The organism is Methylobacterium sp. BI1 (assembly GCF_056680125.1).
The window spans coordinates 4544451-4566117 of record NZ_CM155267.1 but is presented as its reverse complement, the minus strand read 5'-3'; the positions used below and the strand labels follow the sequence as shown (position 1 = coordinate 4566117).

General features: G+C 68.6%; 21 protein-coding genes. 12 read left to right on the top strand and 9 right to left on the bottom strand.

The genetic code is table 11. From position 1 onward, the window contains the following. Both AC1MGR_RS21575 and AC1MGR_RS21570 read left to right on the top strand, forming a co-directional pair. Positions 1–399: a CidA/LrgA family protein gene (locus AC1MGR_RS21575; RefSeq protein WP_480232891.1), complete on the top strand. Its 399-nt coding sequence runs from the start codon at positions 1–3 to the stop codon at positions 397–399. Then, the gene (locus tag AC1MGR_RS21570; protein WP_108034830.1) at positions 396–1112 is read left to right on the top strand and encodes an LrgB family protein; all 717 of its coding nucleotides are present in this window, start codon (positions 396–398) and stop codon (positions 1110–1112) included. Before AC1MGR_RS21575 ends, AC1MGR_RS21570 begins: the two co-directional genes overlap by 4 nt. Before the next feature lie 3 nt (positions 1113–1115). On the opposite strand, the gene AC1MGR_RS21565 is transcribed toward AC1MGR_RS21570, so the two are convergent. Both AC1MGR_RS21565 and AC1MGR_RS21560 read right to left on the bottom strand, forming a co-directional pair. Beyond that, a complete protein-coding gene (locus AC1MGR_RS21565; RefSeq protein WP_480232890.1) occupies positions 1116–3227 on the bottom strand; it encodes an ABC transporter ATP-binding protein/permease in 2112 nt (703 codons plus the stop codon). Between the two features lie 137 nt (positions 3228–3364). Then, positions 3365–3658 (bottom strand): hypothetical protein, encoded by a 294-nt coding sequence (locus AC1MGR_RS21560; protein WP_480232889.1) that lies wholly within the window; start codon positions 3656–3658, stop codon positions 3365–3367. A gap of 195 nt (positions 3659–3853) precedes the next feature. Between AC1MGR_RS21560 and AC1MGR_RS21555 the strand changes: the two genes are divergently transcribed. The 3 genes from AC1MGR_RS21555 (at position 3854) to AC1MGR_RS21545 (ending at position 6341) form a co-directional block, all read left to right on the top strand. Then, positions 3854–4486: a 2OG-Fe(II) oxygenase gene (locus AC1MGR_RS21555; RefSeq protein ID WP_055956504.1), complete on the top strand. Its 633-nt coding sequence runs from the start codon at positions 3854–3856 to the stop codon at positions 4484–4486. 426 nt (positions 4487–4912) lie between these two features. Next, positions 4913–5836 carry a ParA family protein gene (locus AC1MGR_RS21550; protein WP_480232888.1) on the top strand — a complete coding sequence of 308 codons (924 nt, stop codon included), beginning with the start codon at positions 4913–4915 and terminating at the stop codon, positions 5834–5836. After that, a complete protein-coding gene (locus tag AC1MGR_RS21545) occupies positions 5826–6341 on the top strand; it encodes a hypothetical protein (RefSeq protein WP_480232887.1) in 516 nt (171 codons plus the stop codon). Before AC1MGR_RS21550 ends, AC1MGR_RS21545 begins: the two co-directional genes overlap by 11 nt. 119 nt (positions 6342–6460) lie before the next feature. On the opposite strand, the gene groL is transcribed toward AC1MGR_RS21545, so the two are convergent. Next, positions 6461–8104, bottom strand: coding sequence for a chaperonin GroEL (groL, locus tag AC1MGR_RS21540; RefSeq protein WP_108034834.1), 1644 nt, complete (start codon positions 8102–8104; stop codon positions 6461–6463). A gap of 86 nt (positions 8105–8190) precedes the next feature. Continuing rightward, on the bottom strand, positions 8191–8478 hold the full coding sequence (groES, locus tag AC1MGR_RS21535; RefSeq protein ID WP_018042554.1) for a co-chaperone GroES: 288 nt from the start codon (positions 8476–8478) through the stop codon (positions 8191–8193). A 213-nt stretch (positions 8479–8691) separates the two neighbouring features. Between groES and AC1MGR_RS21530 the strand changes: the two genes are divergently transcribed. From AC1MGR_RS21530 to AC1MGR_RS21515, 4 genes are all read left to right on the top strand, one after another. Continuing rightward, positions 8692–9702: a magnesium transporter CorA family protein gene (locus AC1MGR_RS21530; protein ID WP_480232886.1), complete on the top strand. Its 1011-nt coding sequence runs from the start codon at positions 8692–8694 to the stop codon at positions 9700–9702. An 89-nt stretch (positions 9703–9791) separates the two neighbouring features. Beyond that, the gene (locus AC1MGR_RS21525; RefSeq protein WP_480232885.1) at positions 9792–11246 is read left to right on the top strand and encodes a lipopolysaccharide biosynthesis protein; all 1455 of its coding nucleotides are present in this window, start codon (positions 9792–9794) and stop codon (positions 11244–11246) included. 101 nt (positions 11247–11347) lie between these two features. Continuing rightward, the gene (gene glcE, locus AC1MGR_RS21520) at positions 11348–12535 is read left to right on the top strand and encodes a glycolate oxidase subunit GlcE (RefSeq protein ID WP_480232884.1); all 1188 of its coding nucleotides are present in this window, start codon (positions 11348–11350) and stop codon (positions 12533–12535) included. A gap of 161 nt (positions 12536–12696) precedes the next feature. Continuing rightward, positions 12697–14079 (top strand): heterodisulfide reductase-related iron-sulfur binding cluster, encoded by a 1383-nt coding sequence (locus AC1MGR_RS21515; RefSeq protein ID WP_480232883.1) that lies wholly within the window; start codon positions 12697–12699, stop codon positions 14077–14079. A gap of 7 nt (positions 14080–14086) precedes the next feature. Here the strand turns inward: AC1MGR_RS21515 and AC1MGR_RS21510 are convergent, their stop codons facing one another. Continuing rightward, complete coding sequence (locus tag AC1MGR_RS21510) at positions 14087–15082, bottom strand: MBL fold metallo-hydrolase (RefSeq protein ID WP_480232882.1); 996 nt, start codon at positions 15080–15082, stop codon at positions 14087–14089. A gap of 88 nt (positions 15083–15170) precedes the next feature. On the opposite strand from AC1MGR_RS21510, the gene AC1MGR_RS21505 reads away from it, so the two are divergent. Beyond that, the gene (locus AC1MGR_RS21505) at positions 15171–16010 is read left to right on the top strand and encodes an AraC family transcriptional regulator (RefSeq protein ID WP_480232881.1); all 840 of its coding nucleotides are present in this window, start codon (positions 15171–15173) and stop codon (positions 16008–16010) included. Here the strand turns inward: AC1MGR_RS21505 and AC1MGR_RS21500 are convergent. The 3 genes from AC1MGR_RS21500 to fumC all read right to left on the bottom strand — a co-directional run bounded on the left by AC1MGR_RS21500 (position 15960) and on the right by fumC (position 18034). Further along, the gene (locus tag AC1MGR_RS21500) at positions 15960–16178 is read right to left on the bottom strand and encodes a ribbon-helix-helix domain-containing protein (protein WP_108034841.1); all 219 of its coding nucleotides are present in this window, start codon (positions 16176–16178) and stop codon (positions 15960–15962) included. The genes AC1MGR_RS21505 and AC1MGR_RS21500 overlap by 51 nt on opposite strands. Positions 16179–16415: 237 nt before the next feature. Then, entirely contained in the window at positions 16416–16607 is a 192-nt protein-coding gene (locus AC1MGR_RS21495; RefSeq protein ID WP_108034842.1) for a DUF4169 family protein, read from the bottom strand. 14 nt (positions 16608–16621) lie between these two features. Then, positions 16622–18034, bottom strand: coding sequence for a class II fumarate hydratase (gene fumC / locus AC1MGR_RS21490; protein ID WP_480232880.1), 1413 nt, complete (start codon positions 18032–18034; stop codon positions 16622–16624). Positions 18035–18177: 143 nt separating this feature from the next. On the opposite strand from fumC, the gene AC1MGR_RS21485 reads away from it, so the two are divergent. Continuing rightward, positions 18178–19587: a cytochrome P450 gene (locus tag AC1MGR_RS21485; RefSeq protein WP_480232879.1), complete on the top strand. Its 1410-nt coding sequence runs from the start codon at positions 18178–18180 to the stop codon at positions 19585–19587. 161 nt (positions 19588–19748) lie between these two features. On the opposite strand, the gene AC1MGR_RS21480 is transcribed toward AC1MGR_RS21485, so the two are convergent. Beyond that, complete coding sequence (locus AC1MGR_RS21480; RefSeq protein WP_480232878.1) at positions 19749–20414, bottom strand: SspB family protein; 666 nt, start codon at positions 20412–20414, stop codon at positions 19749–19751. 347 nt (positions 20415–20761) lie between these two features. Here AC1MGR_RS21480 and AC1MGR_RS21475 point away from each other — a divergent pair, with 347 nt between their 5' ends. Further along, positions 20762–21589, top strand: coding sequence for a CPBP family intramembrane glutamic endopeptidase (locus AC1MGR_RS21475; RefSeq protein ID WP_480232877.1), 828 nt, complete (start codon positions 20762–20764; stop codon positions 21587–21589). Positions 21590–21667: the final 78 nt, after the last annotated feature.

Sequence of the window (21667 nt, the reverse complement as noted above, 5' to 3'; positions counted from 1 at the left end):
ATGATCCTCAGCCTCACCCTGATTCTCCTGGCGCAACTCATCGGCGAGGCGCTGGCGCGGGCGACCGATCTCCCCGTCCCCGGCCCGCTGATCGGCATGGCGTTGCTGCTGCTATTCTTGGTCGTTCGGGATCGCGCCTCCCGCTTGGCGCCCCGGGTTTTGGCACCCCCCTTGGTGGACGGCCGTCTCGAGAGCACCGGCAAGGGGCTTCTCGCCAATCTGTCGCTGATGTTCGTGCCCGCCGGAGCCGGCATTGTCGGGCGCCTCGACGTGCTTGCCGTGCACGGCATCGCACTGGCAGTGGTTGTTGTTGTCTCGACGGTCACGACCTTGGCCGCGACCGCCTTGACCTTCGTCGCGGTGTCGCGCTGGCTCGCCAAGCCGAAGGCGCGGCCGTGACCGGCGACTTCGCCGTCTGGGTCTATCTCTCGCGGACGCCGCTGCTGTGGCTGACCGTGACACTCCTCGCTTACGTGGTCGCAGATCGGATCGCCCTGGCGACCCGGCGCCATCCGCTCGCAAACCCGGTCCTCATCGCCATTGCGCTGACCGCTGCCGTCCTCGAATTTACCAAGACCCCCTACGCCACTTATTTCGAGGGCGCCCAGTTCGTGCACTTCCTGCTCGGCCCAGCCACAGTGGCCCTGGCGATTCCTCTCTACGAGTATCGTGCCACGGTCCTGCGCTCTCTCGCGCCGATGCTGGCCGCCCTCGTGGTCGGTTCGTTGGTGGCGCTGAGCTCGGCTCTGCTGCTGGGCCATGCCTTCGGTATTCCACGGGATGTCATCATCTCGCTGGCGCCGAAGTCCGTGACCACCGGCGTCGCGATGGGCATCGCTCAGACGCTCGGCGGAGACCCGACGCTGGCCGCCGTCATCGTCATGCTCACCGGCATGACCGGCGGTATCCTCGTCACGCCGCTGATGAACGCCCTGCGCATCCGGGACATGCGGGCCCGCGGATTCGCAGCCGGTCTCGCCGCCCACGGCGTTGGCACCGCGCGCGCCTTCCAGGTGAACGAGGTGGCGGGCGCCTTCGCAGGCATAGCCCTTGGCTTCAACGCCTTCCTCACCGCAATCCTGGCGCCGATCGCGGTGACGTTCCTGCGCTAAGATCTACTCGGCCGCGACGGGCGCCGGAACCTCCCGCGGCACGAACCGGCCGTCATTGGCCGGCTGCATATCGAGGCGGCGCTCGTGCAGGTCGTGCAGGGTCGATCGATGGCCGATGGAGACGATCGTGGTGCCGGGCAGTCGTTCGCGCAGCATCCGGTAGATCGCGGCCTCGCTCGGCTCGTCCAGGGCGGCGGTGGATTCGTCCAGGAACAGCCAGTCTGGCTTGGCGAGGATCGCCCGAGCCATGGCCAGCCGCTGCTGCTCGCCGCCGGAGAGGCGCTGATCCCAGGCATCAACCTCGTCGAGACGGTCGACCAGCGCCGGCAGCTGGGCAGCCGCCAGGGCGTCGCGGATCGCCTCGTCCGGAAACATGTCCGTGGTGTTCGGGTAGACGACGGCGCCGCGCAGGGTCCCCAGGGGGATGTAGGGGCGTTGCGGCAGGACCAGGGCCGACTGTCCCTTGGGCAGGTCGATTCGGCCCTTCGCGAAGGGCCAGATGCCCGCGATGGCCCGGAACAGCGTCGACTTGCCGGAACCGGAAGGTCCCGTGAGGAGCGTCGCACCGCCCTTGGTGATCGTCAGCGCGTCCGCGGCGACGATCTCCCGTCCGTCCGGCAGGCCGAGGCTGAGCTTCGAGGCAGTGACGTCACCCTTGGTGTCGTTACCCTGGAACAGGCCTTCGCCCGTTCCTCCGATCGCCTCCGCCTTGGTCATCGCCTGCTTGAACGAGGAGAGACGGTTGGTGTTGGCACGGTAGGCTGCGATGGTGACGTAGGAATTGATGAAGAACGACAGCGAGGACTGTACGCTGCTGAAGGCATCGCCGGTCTGCTGGAACTGCCCGAGGGTGATCTTTTTCAGGAAGTACGAGGGAGCGGCAAGGATGTAGGGAAACACGACGCTGATCTGGCTGTAGGACAGCGTGAAGCTTCCGAGTTTGATCCGCCGGACGATGATGTCGAGGTAGTTGTCGACGATGGCATGGAACAGGCTGCCGAGGCGTACCGTCTCGGCGCGTTCGCCGCGCAGGAGCGCGATCTGCTCGCCGTAGATGCGGGTGCGGGCCAGGGAGAAGCGGAAATCGGCCTCCACCTTCTCTTGGCGGAAGTCGAGCCCGATCAGCGGGCGGCCGATGACGTGCGTCAGCCAGGTTCCGACCACCGCGTAACCAACCACGAGCCAGACGAGGAACCCCGGTACCACCGTATCGGTGAAAGGCAGGACGAAGTCGCGCGACAGGCCCCACAGGATGACCATGAAGGACACCAGGGTGGCAGCCTGCGACAGGAGCCGGATGGAGAGCGTCGTGGTCTGAGAGATGAAGAGGTTGATGTCGCTCTGGATGCGCTGATCCGGGTTGTCCGCACTCTCCCCGGTGAAGGGGACCCGGTAATGCGTCCCGGCATCTAGCCAGCGCCCGTAGAAGCTGCGGGTGAGCCAGGTGCGCCAGCGGATGTGAAGCGTGGCATCCACGAAGGTGTCGAACATGCCGACCACGACCCAGATCGTGGCGAGCGGCGTGAACACCCAAACCAATTGATACCAGAAAGCGTCGGCGTTGTATTCCTGAAGGGCGTTGAACAGGTCGCGGAACCAGAAGTTCAACCTGAGCTGCAGGGCGACCTGCGCGAAGGTGATGAAGATCGACAGGGCGACGAGACGCTGCCCGACCTTGCCCTCGGTGCTGCCGAACAGGCGGAAAGGCCCGATCTCCCGGGTGGGCTTGTCGGCGGTGGCGAAGTAGGGGTCCGCGATCAGGGTGATCGCGCGGATCGGCTCGAGGTACGAGATCGCAAGGACGATCCCGGCGAATACCACGGCTCCGGTGGCGGCGAAGCTCGGCGGCAGCAGAGCGGCAAGGGTCGGGGGCAGGAAGCCCATAACCGCCAGTTGTTTGGCCCCGGCGAGGAACAGGTAGCCGATCCCGTAGACCGAGACGAAGACCTTCAGGTAAGACGAAAGACGCGCCGACGCGAGCAGAATGCCCGCCATGGCGAGGCCGCTGAGACCGACGTAGAGCGGCGAGCTAACACCAGGTAGAACCAGAAGCGCGAGGGCGAAGAACGCCGTGATGGCGGCTTGCAGGCCGAGGCCTGTCCTCAATACGGCCACGCGCGTCTCCCCTCAGTTCTTGCCATCGTCCGGCGCTGTGCCCCGGGGGGGACCGCCTATGCATCGGCATTGAAGGCCGGTCGTGGCGAGATCGTGGCGCGTGGCTGCGGCTGACTATCCTCGTGCCGCCGGTCGTCTCACCAGTCCCAGTCGCCGAATTCCGGCTCGCGACAGCGATAGCCGATGGGACATTCGGGATTGTCGCGGGTGGGTACGAAGCGAAGTTCGGCGATTTCGGTGAGATTGCACTGGCCCCGGTCGCGCACGAAACGCTCCGGCGCTCCACCGGAACTGATCGCGACCGAGCCTCGGCTCTTCACCAGAGCCATCGCATCGGCACAGGTCATGCGCTGGGTCGTCGAGAGGGGGCTTTGGGCACCGGCCGGCGTCGCCAGGGCGACGCAGACGGCGAGTGCGAGGCGTCTCGTCACGATACTCGGCGCCACTTTTCAGTTTCGACACGGTCAAGCATGGCAGTTTCCGACTGGCGCGGAAAGGGCTTGCCGTTCGCTTGCCGCAATCGGACGCTCTATCCACCGGGATTGCGCCATTGCAGCGGCGCTCCCACCCAGCGCGCACCCGCCCGGACCCGGCCCGGTGTGCCCGAACGGACGAACGTCGAAGCCATGACGGGATTGTCGATCCTCAACCTTGATGCCGTGCGGGCCGCTCCGGTCTCGCGAGAGCCCTACAGCTTCTTCCTCGGCAACGACGTGCTCAAGCCCGAGGCGGTGGACGAGATCCGCCAGGATTTTCCCGCGATCGCCAAGCCCGGGTATCTCACGGTCGACGAGGTCGCCCTCAAGGGCCGGTTCAAGGCGTTGATCGACGAACTGGAGAGCGACGCGTTCTCGCGCATCATGGGCGAGAAGTTCGGCATCGACTTGGTCTCCTGCCCGCGCCTCACCACCATCATGAAGCGCAGTCAGCTGAAATACGGCTCGATCCACACCGATGGCCCATCCAAGGTGATGACGATGCTGATCTACATGAACGACGCCTGGGACGCCCCGGCCGCCGGCCGCCTGCGGGTGCTGTACGACGGCAAGAACTACGAGCCCTTCGCCGTCGAGGTACCGCCCACCATGGGCACCATGTTCGCCTTCCTGCGCGCCGACAATTCCTGGCACGGCCATGAGCCGTTCGAGGGCGAGCGTCGGGTGGTCCAGGTCGCCTGGGTCAAGGATGCCAATGAGCTCGAGCGTAAGAAGAAGCGCAACCGGACTGCCCAGTTCCTCAAAGGCATCTTCGGCCGCTAAAGCCGCCCCGAACCCACGTTTGCCCTGGTCTTGAGGGACTGGGGCCCGCCGCTCGATCGGTAGTGCACCGTGCCTCGCAATCCCAGCAGCAGGACGGACAGTTCGCGCATCGAGAAGCTCAGGCCTCGGCGACTGTCTGGTCGCGTCGGCTGACCCTCCATGCCCGGCGAAGATCGCAGGCGGCATGAGCGTGAGACTGACGATGCGGCGAGATCGCAAACCCTCCTCGCTTTGCTACGCCGATATTGCTCCCTCCTGACAACCGTGCGTTGCCGTGACCGATGGGGGATGCCTGTCGGTCGTTGACGTTCGACGCATCGAACTGCGCCGCTCGCATGATTCGCGCGTCCGGTGCGTTCGATCCCCCGATTTGCGGCGCGCCGTCCCGACCGCTGGCGACGGGAAACGACTTTGGGGGGAACGGGCATGAGCGAAACCGCGCGCCGGCCACGGATGCACGGCCGGCTGATCGCCGTAGCGAACATGAAGGGCGGCGTGGGCAAGACCACGACGGTGGTCATGTTGGCCGAGGCATTGGCCGCGGACGGAGCTTCGGTGCTGGTCATCGACCTCGATCCGCAGGCAAGCGTCTCGGTCTGCCTCGCCGGGGAAACGGTCCTGGCCGAAATGATCACCCGGGGCCGAACGCTGGAGGCTTATCTCGCCCTCAAGCTCGTGAGCCGAGAGAAGCCACGCCTGGCACCCCGCGTCCGGGATCAGGTCAGCGTCACGATGCACGGAAACGAGCCGTTGGCGCTCGCACTACTCCCGGCCGGTCCCTACCTTCGATTGGTCGAGCGCGAGATCCTCTACGAACTCACGGCGCGCAACTTCTCCATGCGCGCCATCGACGGAAAGCTCCGGACGATCTTCGAGGACGAGTTCGTCCCGCTCTCGGAGCGCTATGACTACATTCTCTTTGATTGCGCACCGGGCATCTCTCCGCTGACCGAGATCGCCATCCGGCGGGCTGACCTCGTCATCGTCACGTCGATCCCGGACTATCTCTCGACCTATGGGCTCGATGCATTCATTCAAACGGTATGGGGCGACAGGGATCGAGGGTACGACGCGGTCGTACCCGCGCGTCTGCCGCACGTCCTGGTGACACGGTATCAGCCGCAGGTTCGCCAGCATCAGCACACGCTGGCACGACTCCAAGCGGAAGCGAGCGCCGAGGACGCGGGGTTCCGCCTCCTCGCTACGCGCATTCCCCAGTCCGCGGCGCTGGCCGGAGCGCTCATGCCACGCCGGGATACGCCCACGTTCTCGGCCAAGTACGGCATCCATGTCTCCACCATCCTCATCCCGCTGGTCGCGGAAGTTAAAGGGGTCTTCGATGGCGCTTGATGTGGATGGTTTCGTAGCCCTCGGGGCGATCGCGCGTTCGCCGGAGGTCTTTCCGGATATTCGGGCGGACCTCGCCAGGACCGTCCGAACCCTGGTGGTGAAGCAATTGAAGGTCAAGAATCTGACGATCGATGGCCTGCGGCGTGTGCGCAGGTGCCTAGGCGCCGAAACCTACGTTCTCATCGTCGATGGCCTCAGCGAGGCCGAGGCGCGGACGTTGATTGGACGCCTCGACCAGCATCACGCCGAGGCGAAGCTCGCAAAAGCCGATTGGCTGAGACGCCGCCTGGCCGATCTCGCTGCCGGTGCCGAGCCCGCCGTCAGAGCGAAGGCGCCTCCGCAGCGCCGATCCGGATCCGCCGCTGAGTCCCGGCGCGTCGCTCGCGCGCTCGGATCTCCTGCCTTCACGGCATCCTGGGACCGCAAGGATCACGACGGAAGCGAGAGGGTCGAAACGCTTGCGGCTAAGGCCAAGGCGGCGCGGGGCAAGAAAAAGCGCACCTGACCCGCCTCCGGCAATCGTGCTGCAATCTTGGCCGGCGAGCCGCCGCAGGTTGTGCTGCAAATGAAAAAAGGGGCCGCCTTGCGGCGACCCCCATACCGATCCGGTGCGGTTCGGACTTCTTAGAAGTCCATGCCGCCCATGCCGCCGCCGCCCGGCATCGCCGGGGCGCCGCTGTCCTTCTTCGGAGCATCGGCGATCATGGCTTCGGTGGTGACGAGGAGGCCGGCGATGGAGGCGGCGTCCTGCAGGGCGGTGCGCACGACCTTGGCCGGATCGACGATGCCGGCCTGGATCATGTCGACGTACTCTTCGGTCTGGGCGTTGAAGCCGAAGGTGATCGAGGAGGTGTTGTCGGTGATCTTGCCGACCACGATCGAGCCTTCGACGCCGGAATTGGCGGCGATCTGGCGGATCGGGGCCTCAAGGGCCTTCAGCACGATCTTGATGCCGGCCTGGACGTCCGGGTTGTCGCTCTTGAGGGCGCGGACGGCCTCGCGGGCACGAAGGAGAGCGGTACCGCCGCCGGGGACGATGCCCTCTTCCACCGCAGCGCGGGTGGCGTTGAGCGCGTCGTCGACGCGGTCCTTCTTCTCCTTGACCTCGACCTCGGTCGCGCCGCCGACGCGGATGACCGCGACGCCGCCGGCGAGCTTGGCCAGGCGCTCCTGGAGCTTCTCACGGTCGTAGTCCGAGGTGGTCTCCTCAATCTGCGCCTTGATCTGGCCGACGCGAGCCTCGATGTCCGACTTCTCGCCGAGACCGTCGATGATCGTCGTGGTCTCCTTCTCGATGCGGATGCGCTTGGCGCGGCCGAGCATCGGGAGGGTAACGTTCTCGAGCTTGATGCCGAGGTCCTCGGCGATCATCTGACCCTGGGTCAGGATCGCGATGTCCTCGAGCATCGCCTTGCGACGATCGCCGAAGCCCGGAGCCTTCACGGCCGCGACCTTCAGGCCGCCGCGCAGCTTGTTCACGACGAGCGTGGCGAGCGCTTCACCCTCAATGTCCTCGGCGATGATGACGAGCGGCTTGCCGGTCTGCACCACGGCCTCGAGAACCGGCAGCATCGCCTGGAGCGAGGACAGCTTCTTCTCGTGGATGAGGATGTAGGGGTCCTCGAGCTCGGCGACCATCTTCTCCGCGTTCGTGATGAAGTACGGGGAGAGGTAACCGCGGTCGAACTGCATGCCTTCGACGACGTCGAGTTCGGTCTCGGCCGTCTTGGCCTCCTCGACGGTGATGACACCCTCGTTGCCGACCTTCTGCATGGCATGGGCGATCATCTCGCCGATTTCCTTGTCGCCATTGGCCGAGATGGTGCCAACCTGGGCGACTTCCTCGGAAGAGGCGACCTTCTTGGCGCGGCCGGTGATGTCCTTCACGGCGGCGGTGGTGGCGAGGTCGATGCCGCGCTTGAGGTCCATCGGGTTCATGCCGGCGGCGACGTACTTGGCGCCTTCACGGACGATGGCCTGGGCCAGCACGGTGGCGGTGGTGGTGCCGTCACCCGCGATGTCGTTGGTCTTCGAGGCAACTTCGCGCACCATCTGGGCGCCCATGTTCTCGAACTTGTCGGCGAGCTCGATCTCCTTGGCGACGGTGACGCCGTCCTTGGTGATGCGCGGCGCACCGAACGACTTCTCGATGACGACGTTGCGGCCCTTGGGGCCGAGCGTGACCTTCACCGCGTCGGCGAGGATGTCGACGCCACGGAGCATCTTCTCGCGGGCGTCGGAGGCGAAGCGGACTTCTTTCGCTGCCATGTCAGATCCTTGTCAGTGATGGGCCCCGAGGCGCCGGATGGCGCCCTCGAAGGGCTCGTGAAAGGGAGGAGAACCGGAAAACCGACTTAGGCGACGACGCCCATGATGTCGGATTCCTTCATGATCAGGAGGTCCTGACCGTCGATCTTGACCTCGGTGCCGGACCACTTGCCGAACAGGACACGATCACCGGCCTTGACGTCGAGCGGGTTCACGCGGCCGGCCTCGTCACGGGCGCCGGGTCCGACGGCGACGATCTCGCCCTCTTGCGGCTTCTCCTTGGCGGTGTCCGGGATGATGATGCCGCCCTTGGTCTTCTCTTCGCCTTCGATGCGGCGGACGACGACACGGTCGTGCAGCGGACGGAACTTCATGAGCTGCCCTCTTGCTTCAAATTCGTGGATGGCGTTGATGCGGCGCGGCAGCGCGCTCAACCCAGGCCGTTAGCACTCGCCTCGGGTGAGTGCTAACGATGGCGCCGAGTTAGGCGCGGAAGCCCTACGAGTCAAGACTGTCGCAGGCTCCGACGACGATCCGGCGACAGGATCATCCCCCGAATCCACACGCCGACGGAAAGTCCTTCGCGGATGATCAAGCTTCATGGTCCGCAGGGCGCGGTCGAGCCCGACGTGCAGGCGCCCGCGACAGCCTACCCGTCGGAAGTCGTATGGATCGATCTCGATGATCCGAGCGCCGAGGAGGCCGAACGGGTCGAGGCCTGCACCGGCATCCGGGTGCCTTCGCGCAAGGCCCTCAGCGAGGTCGAGAATTCGAGCCGCCTGAGGCGCCTGAAGACCGGATTCTCCCTCTCGACGCCGATGGTCACCTTCGACAAGCTCGACACGCAGCTGAAGCCATTGGGCTTCGTGCTCACCCGGGATCGCCTCGTGACCGTGCGCTTCCACGAATTGCGGGCCTTCGCGGAGGTCAAGAAACGCATCGACACCGGCGACGGGCCGGGCACCACCTCCACCGAGATCTTTCTTCTCCTGATGGAGGAGCTGGTCGACAGCCTGGCAGATTCCCTCGAGGACATGGGCGCCGACCTCGACGAGTTGTCTACGCGGATCTTCGATTTCGACGTCCGCAGCGGTGCGCCGGCAGGGGACGCCAAGCTGCGCAACCAGACGCCGCGTCGGCGTGACCTGGCGCTGCGCCGAATCCTGCGCGGCATCGGGCGCCGCGGAAAGACCCTTGGCAAGATCCGTTCTAGCCTCCTCGGCTTGGAGCGGATCGTGCCCTTCGTCGCCAATGAGTGCGAGCACATCCTCGGCGAGGAACAAGTGCCGCGCTTCGAGGCCGTGCGGCGCGACATCGCCTCCCTCGACGAGTTCGAGATTCGGCTATCGGAAAACGTCCAGTTCCTTCTCGATGCAACCCTCGGCCTGATCAGCATCGAGCAGAACAACACCTTCCGGGTTCTCACCGTGGCGTCGGTGGTCGGTATCCCGCCGACCCTGATCGCCTCGATGTACGGCATGAACTTCAAGCACATGCCCGAACTCGAATGGGTCTACGGCTATCCCTACGGCTTGGCGCTCATCTTGATCAGCGCCATCATTCCGATCGTTTTCTTCCGCATCCGGGGCTGGTTGTGACCGGTTGACGGAATGTTGGGCGCCCTGCGCTAGAGCTTAGCGCGGCGATGCCCCGTGTCGCCGGTATCCGAGGATGACCTGTCCGCGCCATGGCCGTGATCGCTGCCTTCGTCCTCAATGCCGGCCTGAACTTCGTCCTCGGTCTCCTCATCGCCAAGCTGCTGGGCCCGGCCGAGTTCGGCCTGTTCGCTCTGGCGACGGCGGGTGCGATTGTGGCCAACACCGTCTTGTTCGAGTGGCTGCGTCTCTCGGCGACGCGCTTCTATTCTGGTCGTGTCCGGATCGAGGAGCCTTGGATTCGCCAGGGACTGGACCATGCCTACCTGATCCTGACCCTTTTCCTCTTCGTCGCGGCCGTGATCTGTGCGGGCCTCGGATTCACCATCGAGCCCAGCGCGGGAAGCCGCTTCGCGATCACCGCCGGTGCCGCGATGGCCGCTCTCGGCATCGGCGTGTTCGACTACCACGCGGCGCTCGCCCGGGCGCGATTCGACGGTCGGCTCTATTTCAATCTCGTGGCGGTCAAGAACGGTCTTGCCTTCGTGCTGATGGCGGGTGCCGCCTGGTTCTCCCCCCAGCCCGTCTGGGTCCTGACGGCGGCCGGGATCAGCCAAGCCTTCGCGATCCTGCTGCTGCATCGGCCGCTGCGCGACCCGGTCGCCCCCCGCGTCCGGCTGAAGCTGCGGGAGGCCTGGCGGCTCTTCGTCGCCTACGGTCTCCCTCTCATCGCCGCCAATGCGATCTACCAGCTCCTGCCGTTCCTCAACCGGGGCAGCATCGCGGCGCATGCGGGCCTTGCCGAGGCGGGCTACTTCGCCCTGGCTGCCGACGTGACCACCCGGAGCATCGGTACCCTCGGGACCGCGCTTGACCTGCTGCTCTTCCAACTCGCGGTCCGGGTCGAGGAGGAACAGGGGCGTGCCGCGGCCGAACGCCAAGTCGGTCTCAACATCGGCGTTGTGGTGGCGCTGCTGCTGCCTTGCGCCGTCGGGTTCTGGGCGGTGCTGCCTGCGCTCGAGGCACTGGTCGTGCCGGAGGCCTATCGCGGTCCCTTCGCCGCCTATGCGGGGCTGATGGTGCCGGGTTTCTTCTGCCTCGCGATGACCAACTTCGCCCTCAACCCGATCTTCCAGATTCGCCGGCGCACGCGCCCGGTCATCGCCGCCGCCCTGGTGGGGCTCGCCCTGAACGGGCTCGGGTTGTGGCTGCTGCCGTCCCGGTACGGTCCCGAGGGCGTCGCGATCGCCCAGACCGTCGGCCTCGGGGCCGCCACCCTCATCCTGGCTTGGCGTGCCCTCACCGGTCCCGAGCGCCTGCACCTGCCCTGGTGGGAGATCCTGGCGGCCGGCGTCGCGTCCCTCGCCATGGCGCTCTGCCTCTTGCCCCTGCGCCATATCGAGCCGACCAGGGCGCTGCTGCTGTCCGTGCCCCTCGGCATCGTGATCTATGGCGCGCTCGTCTGGCTGTTCGACATCGCAGGCTTGCGCGGTCATGTGGCGGCACGTTTCAGCCGCGCGCCATCGGAAACCGCGCCTGCCGAATAGCCGATCCGGACCAGATGCCATCGGCACGAACCTCCTCTAAGGTGTTGCCACAGGAACAGGATCGAGGGCGCCGCAGAGTGCCCCGGATCGGGCAGGAAACGATGCGTACATATGAGCCTCACGACGAGGGCGCCGCGGCCGAGATCGTCCGCGCAGCGGTCGGCAGCCCGGAGCGGCTTCGCCTCGTCGGCGGAGCGACCAAGGCCGGGATCGGCCGACCGGCCCAGGACGAGGCGACGCTCTCCAGCGTGGGCCTCAGCGGCATCACGCTCTACGAGCCCGCCGAGATGGTGGTCGCTGCCCGGGCCGGAACGCCGCTGGCCGAGGTCCAGGCCCTCCTCGCGGCGCGCGGTCAGATGCTGCCCTTCGAGCCCATGGACCATCGCCCCCTGATGGGCACGACCGGCGAACCGACCTTCGGGGCCGTGGCGGCCGCCAACAACTCCGGACCGCGCCGGATCAACGCGGGCGCCGCCCGCGACAGCCTCATCGGGGTGCGCTTCATCAACGGTCGGGGCGAGGCGATCAAGTCGGGCGGCCGGGTGATGAAGAACGTCACCGGCCTCGACCTGGTGAAGCTGATGGCCGGGTCCTGGGGCACCCTCGGTCTTCTCACGGAGGTGACGTTCAAGGTGCTGCCCGTTCAGGAGCGGGTCGCCACGCTCGCGTTTCCGGACCTCGACGATGCCCGCGCTATCGCGGCCCTGAGCGCGGCCCTCGGCTCGCCGTTCGAGTTGACCGGCGCCGCCCACCTGCCGGCCGGGATCGAGGGGGGCGCGGCGCGGACGCTGATGCGGATCGAGGGGTTCTCGGAGTCGATCGATTACCGCCTCGGCGAATTGCGTCGTCTTCTCAAGCGCTTCGGCCAGCCCGAGATCGTCGAGGACGAGGCGGGGACCGCGCTCTGGGCCGGCATTCGCGACGCCGCGGCCTTCGCGGAGCCGCGGAGTGCCGCGGTCTGGCGCATTTCCGTGGCACCGACCCGCGGCGCCGCCGTCACCACCGCGATCGGCGCCCGGCGCGACGCCCGCTGGTTCTACGACTGGGGCGGCGGGCTGATTTGGCTCGCGACGGAGGCTTCCGGCGATGCCGGCGCGGAGGTCGTGCGGGCGGCCGTACGGGCACAGGGCGGGCACGCGACCCTGGTCCGGGCGCCCGATGCCGTCCGGGCGGCCGTGCCGGTCTTCGAACCGCTGGCCGAGCCCCTGATGCGGGTCACCGCGGGCATCAAGGCGGCGCATGATCCCCACGGTCTGTTCAATCCGGGGCGGATGTATGCCGGCCTCTGAGGGAGGGGCGGTGCGGGTCGAGGTCGCGCCGCACGCGCTGTTCGGAGCGATTCCAAGGCTCGGCAACCGGCGCGAGACCCTCTAAACAGACGGGATCAAGAAGACGATGCCGACGCGGGCGGGCCCGATGGACGGCACGAGGGTGGACCCGAGGACGCACCGTGCAGACCAATTTCAGCCTGACGCAGCTCGCCGATCCGAGCATGGCGGCGTCCGAGAAGATCCTCCGGACCTGCGTGCATTGCGGGTTCTGCACCGCGACCTGCCCGACTTATCTCCTGCTCGGTGATGAACTCGATTCCCCGCGCGGGCGGATCTACCTGATCAAGGACATGCTGGAAGGCGGAAAGCCGGCGGTGCCGGAAGTCGTCAAGCATGTCGACCGCTGCCTGTCCTGCCTGTCCTGCATGACGACTTGCCCGTCGGGCGTGCATTACATGCATCTGGTCGACCATGCGCGGACCTATATCGAGGAAACCTATCGGCGTCCGTTGAGCGATCGGCTGCTCCGCAGCGTGCTGGCCTTCGTGCTGCCCTACCCGAACCGCTTCCGGCTGGCGCTCCTGGGGGCGAAGATCGGCGCCCCGTTCCGGCCCCTGGTGGCGCGCCTGCCGCGGGTCGGAAACCGCCTCGCGGCCATGCTCGACCTCGCCCCGGCCCATCTGCCGAACCGCAATCCGACCGACCGGCCCGGCACCTTCCCGGCCGAGACCCGGGCCCTGGAAGCGAGCGCGGCGTTGCATGGGTATACCGCACCGTCGCGTCGAGGTCGCGTGGCTCTGCTGCGCGGTTGCGCCCAGAGCGTGCTGCGTCCCGATTTCAACGAGGCGGCGATCCGACTCCTCACCCGGCACGGGGTCGAGGTGGTCCAGGCCGCGGGGGAGGGATGCTGCGGCGCGCTCACCCATCACATGGGCAAGGCGGATTCGTCGCATGCCCAGGCCCAGCGCACGATTGACGCCTGGATCGCCGAGATGGACGGCGCCGGGCTCGACGCGATTCTCGTCACCGCCTCGGGGTGCGGCACGACGATCAAGGATTACGGCTTCATGTTCCGCGAGGACCCGGCCTACGCGGAGAAGGCGAAGCGGGTCTCCGCCATCGCCAAGGACGTGACCGAGTACATGGCCACCATCGGCTTGATGCCGCCGATCGTCGAGACCGACCTCGTGGTCGCCTACCACTCGGCCTGCTCGATGCAGCACGGCCAGGGCATCCGCACCGAGCCGAAGAACCTCCTGAAGACGGCGGGCTTCACCGTGAAGGACGTGCCCGAGGGGCACATCTGCTGCGGCTCGGCCGGCACCTACAACATTCTCCAGCCCGAGATCGCGAACCGCCTGCGGGACCGGAAGGTCGCCAACATCGAGCGGATGCGCCCCGACGTCATCGCCACCGGCAACATCGGCTGCGCCACCCAGATCGGGAAGGGCACGGCGATCCCGATCGTCCACACGGCGGAACTGCTGGACTGGGCGACCGGCGGCCCGAAGCCGGCGGCCCTGGAGGGCCTGCCCGCGCGCACGCTGCTGGCGGCGGAGTAGGGGCGCGTCAGCGCCCGGGCCGATCTGCCATCGGAATCCAGCGGTATCCCAGTCCGTCGCGGGTGACGTGGCCCAGCGACGGGAAGGCGGTGTGATAGCCGGCGACGAGAATGCGGTCGGTGGCCGCCATGTCGTAGATCGCCCGGCGGGTCGCGGCACCGGCCGCCTTGTCCATGTCGAACAGGGCGTGCCAGTCGGGCCGTGCCAGCGAGGCGACCTCGTGGTGGGCGCAATCCCCCCAGACCAGGAGGCGCTGCCCCTCGCTCTCCAGGTGGAAGGCGAGGTGGCCCGGCGTGTGGCCGAAGGCCGCCACGGCGTCGATGCCCGGCACCACCGTCTGGCCCGGCGATACGAGGCGGATGCGCTCGGCGAGGGGCAGCAGGTGGCTGCGGAACACCCGCGCCGAGGCGTACGCATTTCCGTCCGGCGGAGCGCCGAGGCGTTCGTCGTCTTTCCAGAATGCGAATTCCCGGTCGCCCAGCACGTACCGGGCGTTGGGAAACAGAGGCTGCCCGGCTTCCAGGAGCCCGCCGATATGGTCCGTGTGGCAATGGGTCAGCACCACGAGGTCGATCGCGTCCGGTGACAGGCCGGCCTGCCGAACGAGCTGCGCCAGCCGACCGCCGGAAGGGCGCGGGATGAAGCCGACCTCGCCGTTGCCGGTGTCGAATAGGACGGTCTCGCGGCCGGTCCGGACCAGGATCGGCGTGAAGCCCGGCTTGAAGCGGTTCGGGGGCAGCCGGTTCTCCCGCATCAGCGCCTCGACCTCCGCCTGCGGTCGGTCCTCGCCCACGATCGGCCAGGGGCCATCGATCATGGCGTCGGCGTCGCGCAGGGCGATCACCGTGAAGGCGCCGAGGCGGATCTGATGCAGCCCGTCGGGCAGGGGCGGCGGGGAAGGTGTCGGCAGGGTTCGCATCGGCATGCCGGCGAGCGCGGCCTGCGGCAGGGCGAGGCCGGCGACCAGGGTCGCGGCGAGACGACGGCGGGTGAAGTCGATCATCGCTGGGAGTTTCCCGAGGGGCCCGGTTCCGTCAGGATGGTCGCGGGACCGGTCCCCGGCGGTCTATCGCGGTGGGAGGGCTTCGCGCTTGAAGGAACGTGCTGCGCCGGCGGGCGCGTCGCCCAGACCGATCTGGCATGTGGAGGGCGCGCATACGCTCTTCGCCGGGCCGCTCGCCTACAATGCCCGTCACCAGCACGGTGCACCGGTCTACCTCGCGGGGCTCTATGGCGCCTTCCGGGTCCGGTTCGCGGCGGGGGACTGGATCCGCTGCCGGACGGCCTTCATCCCGGCCGGAATTCCGCACGAGCTGGCGTGCGGCGGCGATCCCATCGGCGTCCTCTATTGCGAGCCCGATGCCGGGGCGCGGGCCCTCGCCGGGCTGATGGGGCCGGCCGACACGGTCGGTTCCGCCCTCGTGGGTGGGAGCGGGGAGATCGGCGTCCTGCGCGCGCTGTTCGAGCGCGGCGACGCCTGCGACTGGGCCGGCGCGGCCGTCGCCGACCTGTCCGGCTTCGCGGCCCGGCGGGCCGATCAGCCGGTCGACCCGCGGATCGCCAAAATTCTCGTCGCTCTGCGCGCCCGGCCGGAGGCCGGGATGAGCGCGGGTCGGCTCGCTGCGGCGGCGTCCCTGTCCTCCTCCCGGATGCAGCACCTGTTCAGCGCCGCCATGGGTGTTCCGTTCCGGCGCTATCGCGCCTGGCTGCGCATGCGCCGCGCCATCGAAGCCGTCGTGTGCGGCGCCAATTTCACCCGGGCCGCGCACGAGGCGGCCTTCGCCGACCAGGCGCATTTCGCGAACGCCTTCCGCCGGACCTTCGGCGCACCGGCCTCGTACAGCCTGCAGCACATTCGCCGCCCGGGCCCATCGCGACCGTCAGGCCCGGTCCCGGACCGCCGCCAGCACGAACACCCGGAGGGCGGATGAGAGGTTCTGGCCGTCCCGGCCGGCATCGATGGCGCCGATCAGGGCCTGGACGGACTGGCCGCGGGCCGCCGCGATCTCCCGCAGGGCCTCCCAGAACGGGTCCTCCAGGGACACGCTGGTCCGGTGGCCGGCGATCATGACCGAGCGCTTGGTGATGCCGGCGGTCATCCTCTCCGGACCTTCATGTCCAATGCCCCACGCCAGACTCACCCGCGCGTCTCTCTTCCCCTTGTGGGGAGAGGTTAGGCGTGGGGGTGGTTCCGCCGGCCTCCACCGGTCGAGGGTCGCCCAGCCACCCCCACCTCCATCTCCTCCCCACAAGGGGGAGGAGGGCCGGGTCGCGCCGATGTTCGAAAACGCGATCTCGGCAGCGGTTTGGAGGAGGGCCCGAGAGGGCCATCCCCATCACCCCTCCGAGTCAGGGCCCACCAGCTTGTGGCCCTCGTGGCGCGAGACCTCGATGGCCTTCTTGGCCTCCGCCAGGGTCCTGGCCTTCTTCGGGCGGCCGAAGGCGATGCGGTTGTCCGCCGCCTTCGCCTCCTTGGCGTCGCGGGCCTTGGCCTTGCGGGCCTGGCGCAGGTTGATGATCTCCGCCATGCCGGTCGGCTCCCTTATTCGGCGCTGGGCGCCAGCATCGTCTCCGGGCGCACCACGCGCTCGAACTCGTCGGCCGTGACGTAGCCGAGGCGCAGGGCCTCCTCCTTGAGGGTGGTGCCGTTTTTGTGCGCGGTCTTGGCGATCTCGGCGGCCTTGTCGTAGCCGATCGAGGGGGCGAGCGCGGTCACCAGCATGAGCGAGCGGCTCATCAGGTCGGCGATCTTGTCCTCGTTGGCCTTGATGCCGACGACGCAGTTGTCGGTGAAGCTCACGGCCGCGTCGGCGAGGATGCGGATCGACTGCAGGACCGCGTTGGCGATCACCGGCTTGAACACGTTCAGCTCGAAGTTGCCCTGGCTGCCGGCGAAGCTCACCGTGGTGCCGTTGCCGATGACCTGGGCGCAGACCATGGTCAGGGCCTCGCACTGGGTCGGGTTGACCTTGCCGGGCATGATCGACGAGCCGGGCTCGTTCTCGGGCAGCGAGAGTTCGCCGAGGCCCGAGCGCGGGCCGGAGCCGAGGAAGCGGATGTCCTGGGCGATCTTGAACAGGCCCGATGCCAGGGCGGTCAGCGCGCCCTGCGTGAAGACCAGGGCGTCGTGGGTGGCCAGGGCCTCGAACTTGTTGGCGGCCGAGGTGAAGGGCAGGCCGGTCAGCTCCGCGACCTTGGCGGCGAACTTCTCCGCGAACTCGGGATGCGCGTTGAGGCCGGTGCCCACCGCGGTGCCGCCCTGGGCGAGCGCCAGCACGCCCGGCAGCGTCGCCTTCACGCGCTCGGTGCCCAGGGCCACCTGGGCGACGTAGCCGGAGAATTCCTGGCCGAGGGAGACCGGGGTCGCGTCCTGCAGGTGGGTGCGGCCGATCTTGACGATGGAGGCGAAGGACTCGGACTTCGCCTGGAGCGCATCGTGCAGGTGGTGCAGGGCGGGCAGCAGCCGGTCGTTGATCTCGCGCGAGACCGCGATGTGCATCGCCGTCGGGAAGACGTCGTTCGAGGACTGGCCGCGATTGACGTGGTCGTTGGGATGGACCGGCGACTTGCCGCCGCGCTTGCCGCCGAGCAGCTCGTTGGCAAGGCTGGCGATCACCTCGTTGGCGTTCATGTTCGACTGGGTGCCGGAGCCCGTCTGCCAGACCGCCAGGGGGAATTCCTGGTCGTGCTCGCCGGAGACAACCTCGGCCGCGGAGGCCGCGACGGCCTGGGCCACCTTCGGGTCGAGGGCGCCGAGGTCCTGGTTCACCAGGGCGGCCGCCTGCTTGACCATGCCGAGGGCGTGGACGAGGGGCGCGGGCATCTTCTCCGTGCCGATCTTGAAGTTCTGGATCGAGCGCTGCGTCTGCGCGCCCCAGTAGCGATGCGCCGGGACCTCGATCGGGCCGAAGGTGTCGGACTCGGTGCGGGTGGCGGGCGTCTCGGTGGGCGACATCGTGGCCTCTTCGTCTGGTTCAAGCGGACCCTACTTAAACCGCACGTGATCCAAGTGCGATGGCGCATGTCCAGCGGGCCGTGTGCCCGGCGCCGAATTGTCATGGCTTATCAGCCCTCAGCCCGGGCCCGGAGTTGTCGTCGATGTCGAGTGCCGCCGCCCGCGTTGAAGTCCCTCTCGACCCCGCCGCGCCGGTCCGCTTCCGGCCGGCGGTCCCCAAGCCCCTGCGCGAGCAGCCGGGCCTGTTCGGCTTCCTGAAGGCGGCCCGCGCCAACCCGCTCACGACCTGGCTCGACGTGCATTTCGAGAAGCCGGTGGTGGCCGCCGACGGCGCCCTCGGCCGCGTCACCGTGGTCAGCGACCCGGCCCTGATCCGCTACCTCTACGTCGAGAACGCCGCCAACTACCGCAAGGACGACCTGCAGCGGCGGGTCCTCGCCCCCGGCCTCGGCAACGGGCTGCTCACCGCCGAGGGCGAGGAGTGGAAGCTGCAGCGCCGGACCCTGGCGCCGATCTTCTCGGCCCGGCACGTGCTCGGCTTCAACGCACCGATGAACGCCGCCGGCGCCCGCATCGCCCGCCGGCTGGCCCGTCGCGACGGCACCCGCATCGACGTCGCCCTGGAGATGACCCGCGTCACCCTCGACGTGCTGGAACGGACGATCTTCACCCACGGCCTCGCCAGCGACCCCGACGCCCTCGGCCGGGCGATCACCCGCTTCCTCGAATCGGTCGGGCCGATCGACCCCCTCGACGTGTTCGGGGTGCCGGGCTTCGTGCCCCGCATCGGCCGGCTGCGGGCGCGGCCCGCCATCCGCTTCTTCGCCGAGGTGGTGGACGAGCTGATCGACCGCCGCCGCGCCCTGATCGCGCAGGGGACCGCGCCCGCCGACCTGCTGACCCTCCTCCTGAAGGCGCAGGACCCCGAGACCGGCAAGGGCCTCACCGACCTCGAGGTGAAGGCCAACATCGTCACCTTCATCGCCGCCGGCCACGAGACCACGGCGAATGCCCTGACCTGGGCCCTCTACTGCCTGTCGCAGGACCCCGCCGCCCAGGCGCGGATCGAGGCGGAGGTCGATGCCGTGCCGGCGTGCCAGGATTTCGACGCCGACGCGCTGCCCTACACCAAGGCCGTGATGGAGGAGACCATGCGGCTCTTCCCGCCGGTGCCGTTCCTGAGCCGGCAGGCCATCGCGGAGGACCGGATCGGCCGCATCAAGATCCCCAAGGGATCGCTGGTGATGGTGGCGCCCTACGTGCTCCATCGCCACAAGACCCTGTGGCAGGAGCCGGGCGCCTTCATGCCGGAGCGCTTCCTGCCCGAGGCCCGGGCCGCGATCCCGCGCTTCGCCTACCTGCCCTTCGGGGCCGGCCCCCGCGTCTGCATCGGCCAGAGCTTCTCGCTGCAGGAGGCGGTGGTGGTGCTCGCCCACATCGCCCGCGCCGCCCGCTTCACCCTGGCCGACGACCACGCCCCGGTGGTCCCGCTCCACCGCGTCACGCTGCGCCCGGAGCACGGGCTGCACATGACGGTGAACCCGCGGGGGTGAGGACGGGAGGCACGACAGAGCCCTCCTCCCCTTTGTGGGGAGGAGCGGGAGGTGGGGGTGGTTGGGCGACCCTCGACCTGGGGAGGCTGGCGGAGCCACACCCACACATCGCCTCTCCCCGCGAGGGGGAGGGGGACGCGTTCTGGGTTACGCCGCTTCGATCAGCTCTTCTTGCGGAAGGCGTCGAGGCTGACGACCTCGGCGCTGGTCTCGCTGCCGTCCTCGGCCTTCTTGGAAGCGGGCTTGGACTCGTCCTCGGATTTCGTGGCGCCCTTGGCGGCCTGGGCGGCGGCGGGCACCGGGGTGGTACCGGAGCCGATCTTGGGGACGGCGCCGCCGATGGTGGCGAGGCCCGTGCCCTTCGGCTTGATCTCGGTCGGCTCGGACGCGGCGCCCCGGGGCGGGGTCTTGCCGGCGAGGGCCGGCGCGTCGTCCGACTCCTCCTCCTCCTGGGCGACCGCCTCGTTGCCCTCGCTGAGGTCGAACTTCAGGCCGAACTGGACGGAGGGGTCGAAGAACCCGGTCAGGGCGTCGAAGGGCACGAGCAGGCGCTCGGGCACCCCGGAGAAGGAGAGCCCGACCTCGAAGGTGTGCTCGGTGACGCCGAGGTCCCAGAACTGGTGCTGGAGCACGATCGTCATGTCCTGCGGATATTTCTCGCGCAGGCGCTGCGACATGCGCACGCCCGGCGCCTCGGTGCGGAACGAGACGTAGAAGTGGTGCTCGCCCGCGAGCCCCTCGCGCGCCGCGTCGGTCAGCACCTTGCGCACCACGCCGCGCAGCGCGTCCTGCACCAGAAGATCGTAGCGGATCAGGTCGTCTGCCATCTGCGGTCGCTTATGCCCGGTCACTGCCCGCCGTCACACGCCGCGATGGCGCTCCGGGTCGGATGAAAATCGAATGGGAAGGCCGGTGCCCGGCTCCCCCAGAACCCTGCCTGAACGGCCGGCGCGGCCACCGGCCGAAATCCGAGCTTCCGCCAAAACCCAGGGCCTGTCGAGCCTCGGGCCCTTGCGTCCAAAAGCCCGTGGTCCGCAGCGGGGCTGACGGGTTACCGTTCGGGCCTCGAAGCCGTTCCGGCACCGCCGGATCCCCGTCCTCGCCGAGCCTCTCGGCCAACGCCTTGATTATAGTGGGAGTGCCGCCGCTTTTGAAGCCCGATGATGGGGCGCCGATGCCCGAGATGCCGGCGGCTTGGTCCGCCCCCGCGCGGCCCCGGCCGTCCCGGGTCCGCACCGGCCTCGGGGCGGCGACGGCGCTCGTCGGGCTGGCCTTCGCGGCGTTCCTGGCGCTGGCGGTGGCGACCCTCCTCGCCGTGGTGATCGTGCGGGTCGGCGGTGACTGGATCGACGGCGTCGCGGTCCTCGGCGGGGACCGGCCGCGCCTGCACCCCCGCCAGCTCGCCATGCGGGAGCTCGCCGTGGACGTGGTGCGGCAGGTGGTCCTGGCCCTCCTCGTCGTGGGGGCGGTGCGCTGGCGCGACGGCGCCGCCTGGCGCCGGACCCTGGCCCTGGTCCCGCCGGAGCCGCCGCCCTGGGGGGCCGGCGCCCCGGGCCTGTCGGCGCGCCACTTCGCCGTGATCCTGCTGGTCTGGCCGGTGCTCCACATCACCTGGGTGACCGGCACCGCCGAGCTGTTCCGGATGCCCATCGGCCGGCACACGGCCCTGTCGCCCGGCCTCACCCCGGCCGCGGCGGCCCTGTGGTTCGCCTACGTGCTGGTCCTGGCCCCGGTGGCGGAGGAACTCCTGATGCGCGGGGCGCTGTTCGCCCGGGCGCTGGAGGCCTTCACGGCGCGGGGCGCGATCCTGGCGACGGCCGTGCTCTTCGCCGGGGCGCACATCACGCCCGCGGGCTTCGCCCGGCCGCTCTCGCTCATCCCCCTCGCGCTGATCCTCGGCTGGGTGCGCTGGCGCAGCGGACGGCTCTGGCCGGGCATCCTGCTCCATGCCTGGAGCAACCTGGCGATGATCGCCTACGTGCTCGGGCCGGCCCTGGACTGAGGCCGGAGGGGCGCCGGCACGAGCTGTTGACGCCCCGGCCCGCGACCTCGCCAGCCCCGGCGCTTCGGGGTATTCCGG

What these genes read in the sequence shown, in the direction of transcription:
- AC1MGR_RS21475 (WP_480232877.1), top strand. Translation starts at nt 20,762, where the DNA reads ATGCCCGAGATGCCGGCGGCTTGGTCCGCCCCCGCGCGGCCCCGGCCG.
- AC1MGR_RS21500 (WP_108034841.1), bottom strand. Translation starts at nt 16,178, where the DNA reads ATGACCGCCGGCATCACCAAGCGCTCGGTCATGATCGCCGGCCACCGG.
- AC1MGR_RS21550 (WP_480232888.1), top strand. Translation starts at nt 4,913, where the DNA reads ATGAGCGAAACCGCGCGCCGGCCACGGATGCACGGCCGGCTGATCGCC.
- AC1MGR_RS21510 (WP_480232882.1), bottom strand. Translation starts at nt 15,082, where the DNA reads ATGATCGACTTCACCCGCCGTCGTCTCGCCGCGACCCTGGTCGCCGGC.
- AC1MGR_RS21525 (WP_480232885.1), top strand. Translation starts at nt 9,792, where the DNA reads ATGGCCGTGATCGCTGCCTTCGTCCTCAATGCCGGCCTGAACTTCGTC.
- AC1MGR_RS21530 (WP_480232886.1), top strand. Translation starts at nt 8,692, where the DNA reads ATGATCAAGCTTCATGGTCCGCAGGGCGCGGTCGAGCCCGACGTGCAG.
- groL (WP_108034834.1), bottom strand. Translation starts at nt 8,104, where the DNA reads ATGGCAGCGAAAGAAGTCCGCTTCGCCTCCGACGCCCGCGAGAAGATG.
- groES (WP_018042554.1), bottom strand. Translation starts at nt 8,478, where the DNA reads ATGAAGTTCCGTCCGCTGCACGACCGTGTCGTCGTCCGCCGCATCGAA.
- fumC (WP_480232880.1), bottom strand. Translation starts at nt 18,034, where the DNA reads ATGTCGCCCACCGAGACGCCCGCCACCCGCACCGAGTCCGACACCTTC.
- AC1MGR_RS21495 (WP_108034842.1), bottom strand. Translation starts at nt 16,607, where the DNA reads ATGGCGGAGATCATCAACCTGCGCCAGGCCCGCAAGGCCAAGGCCCGC.
- AC1MGR_RS21575 (WP_480232891.1), top strand. Translation starts at nt 1, where the DNA reads ATGATCCTCAGCCTCACCCTGATTCTCCTGGCGCAACTCATCGGCGAG.
- AC1MGR_RS21485 (WP_480232879.1), top strand. Translation starts at nt 18,178, where the DNA reads ATGTCGAGTGCCGCCGCCCGCGTTGAAGTCCCTCTCGACCCCGCCGCG.
- AC1MGR_RS21555 (WP_055956504.1), top strand. Translation starts at nt 3,854, where the DNA reads ATGACGGGATTGTCGATCCTCAACCTTGATGCCGTGCGGGCCGCTCCG.
- AC1MGR_RS21480 (WP_480232878.1), bottom strand. Translation starts at nt 20,414, where the DNA reads ATGGCAGACGACCTGATCCGCTACGATCTTCTGGTGCAGGACGCGCTG.
- glcE (WP_480232884.1), top strand. Translation starts at nt 11,348, where the DNA reads ATGCGTACATATGAGCCTCACGACGAGGGCGCCGCGGCCGAGATCGTC.
- AC1MGR_RS21545 (WP_480232887.1), top strand. Translation starts at nt 5,826, where the DNA reads ATGGCGCTTGATGTGGATGGTTTCGTAGCCCTCGGGGCGATCGCGCGT.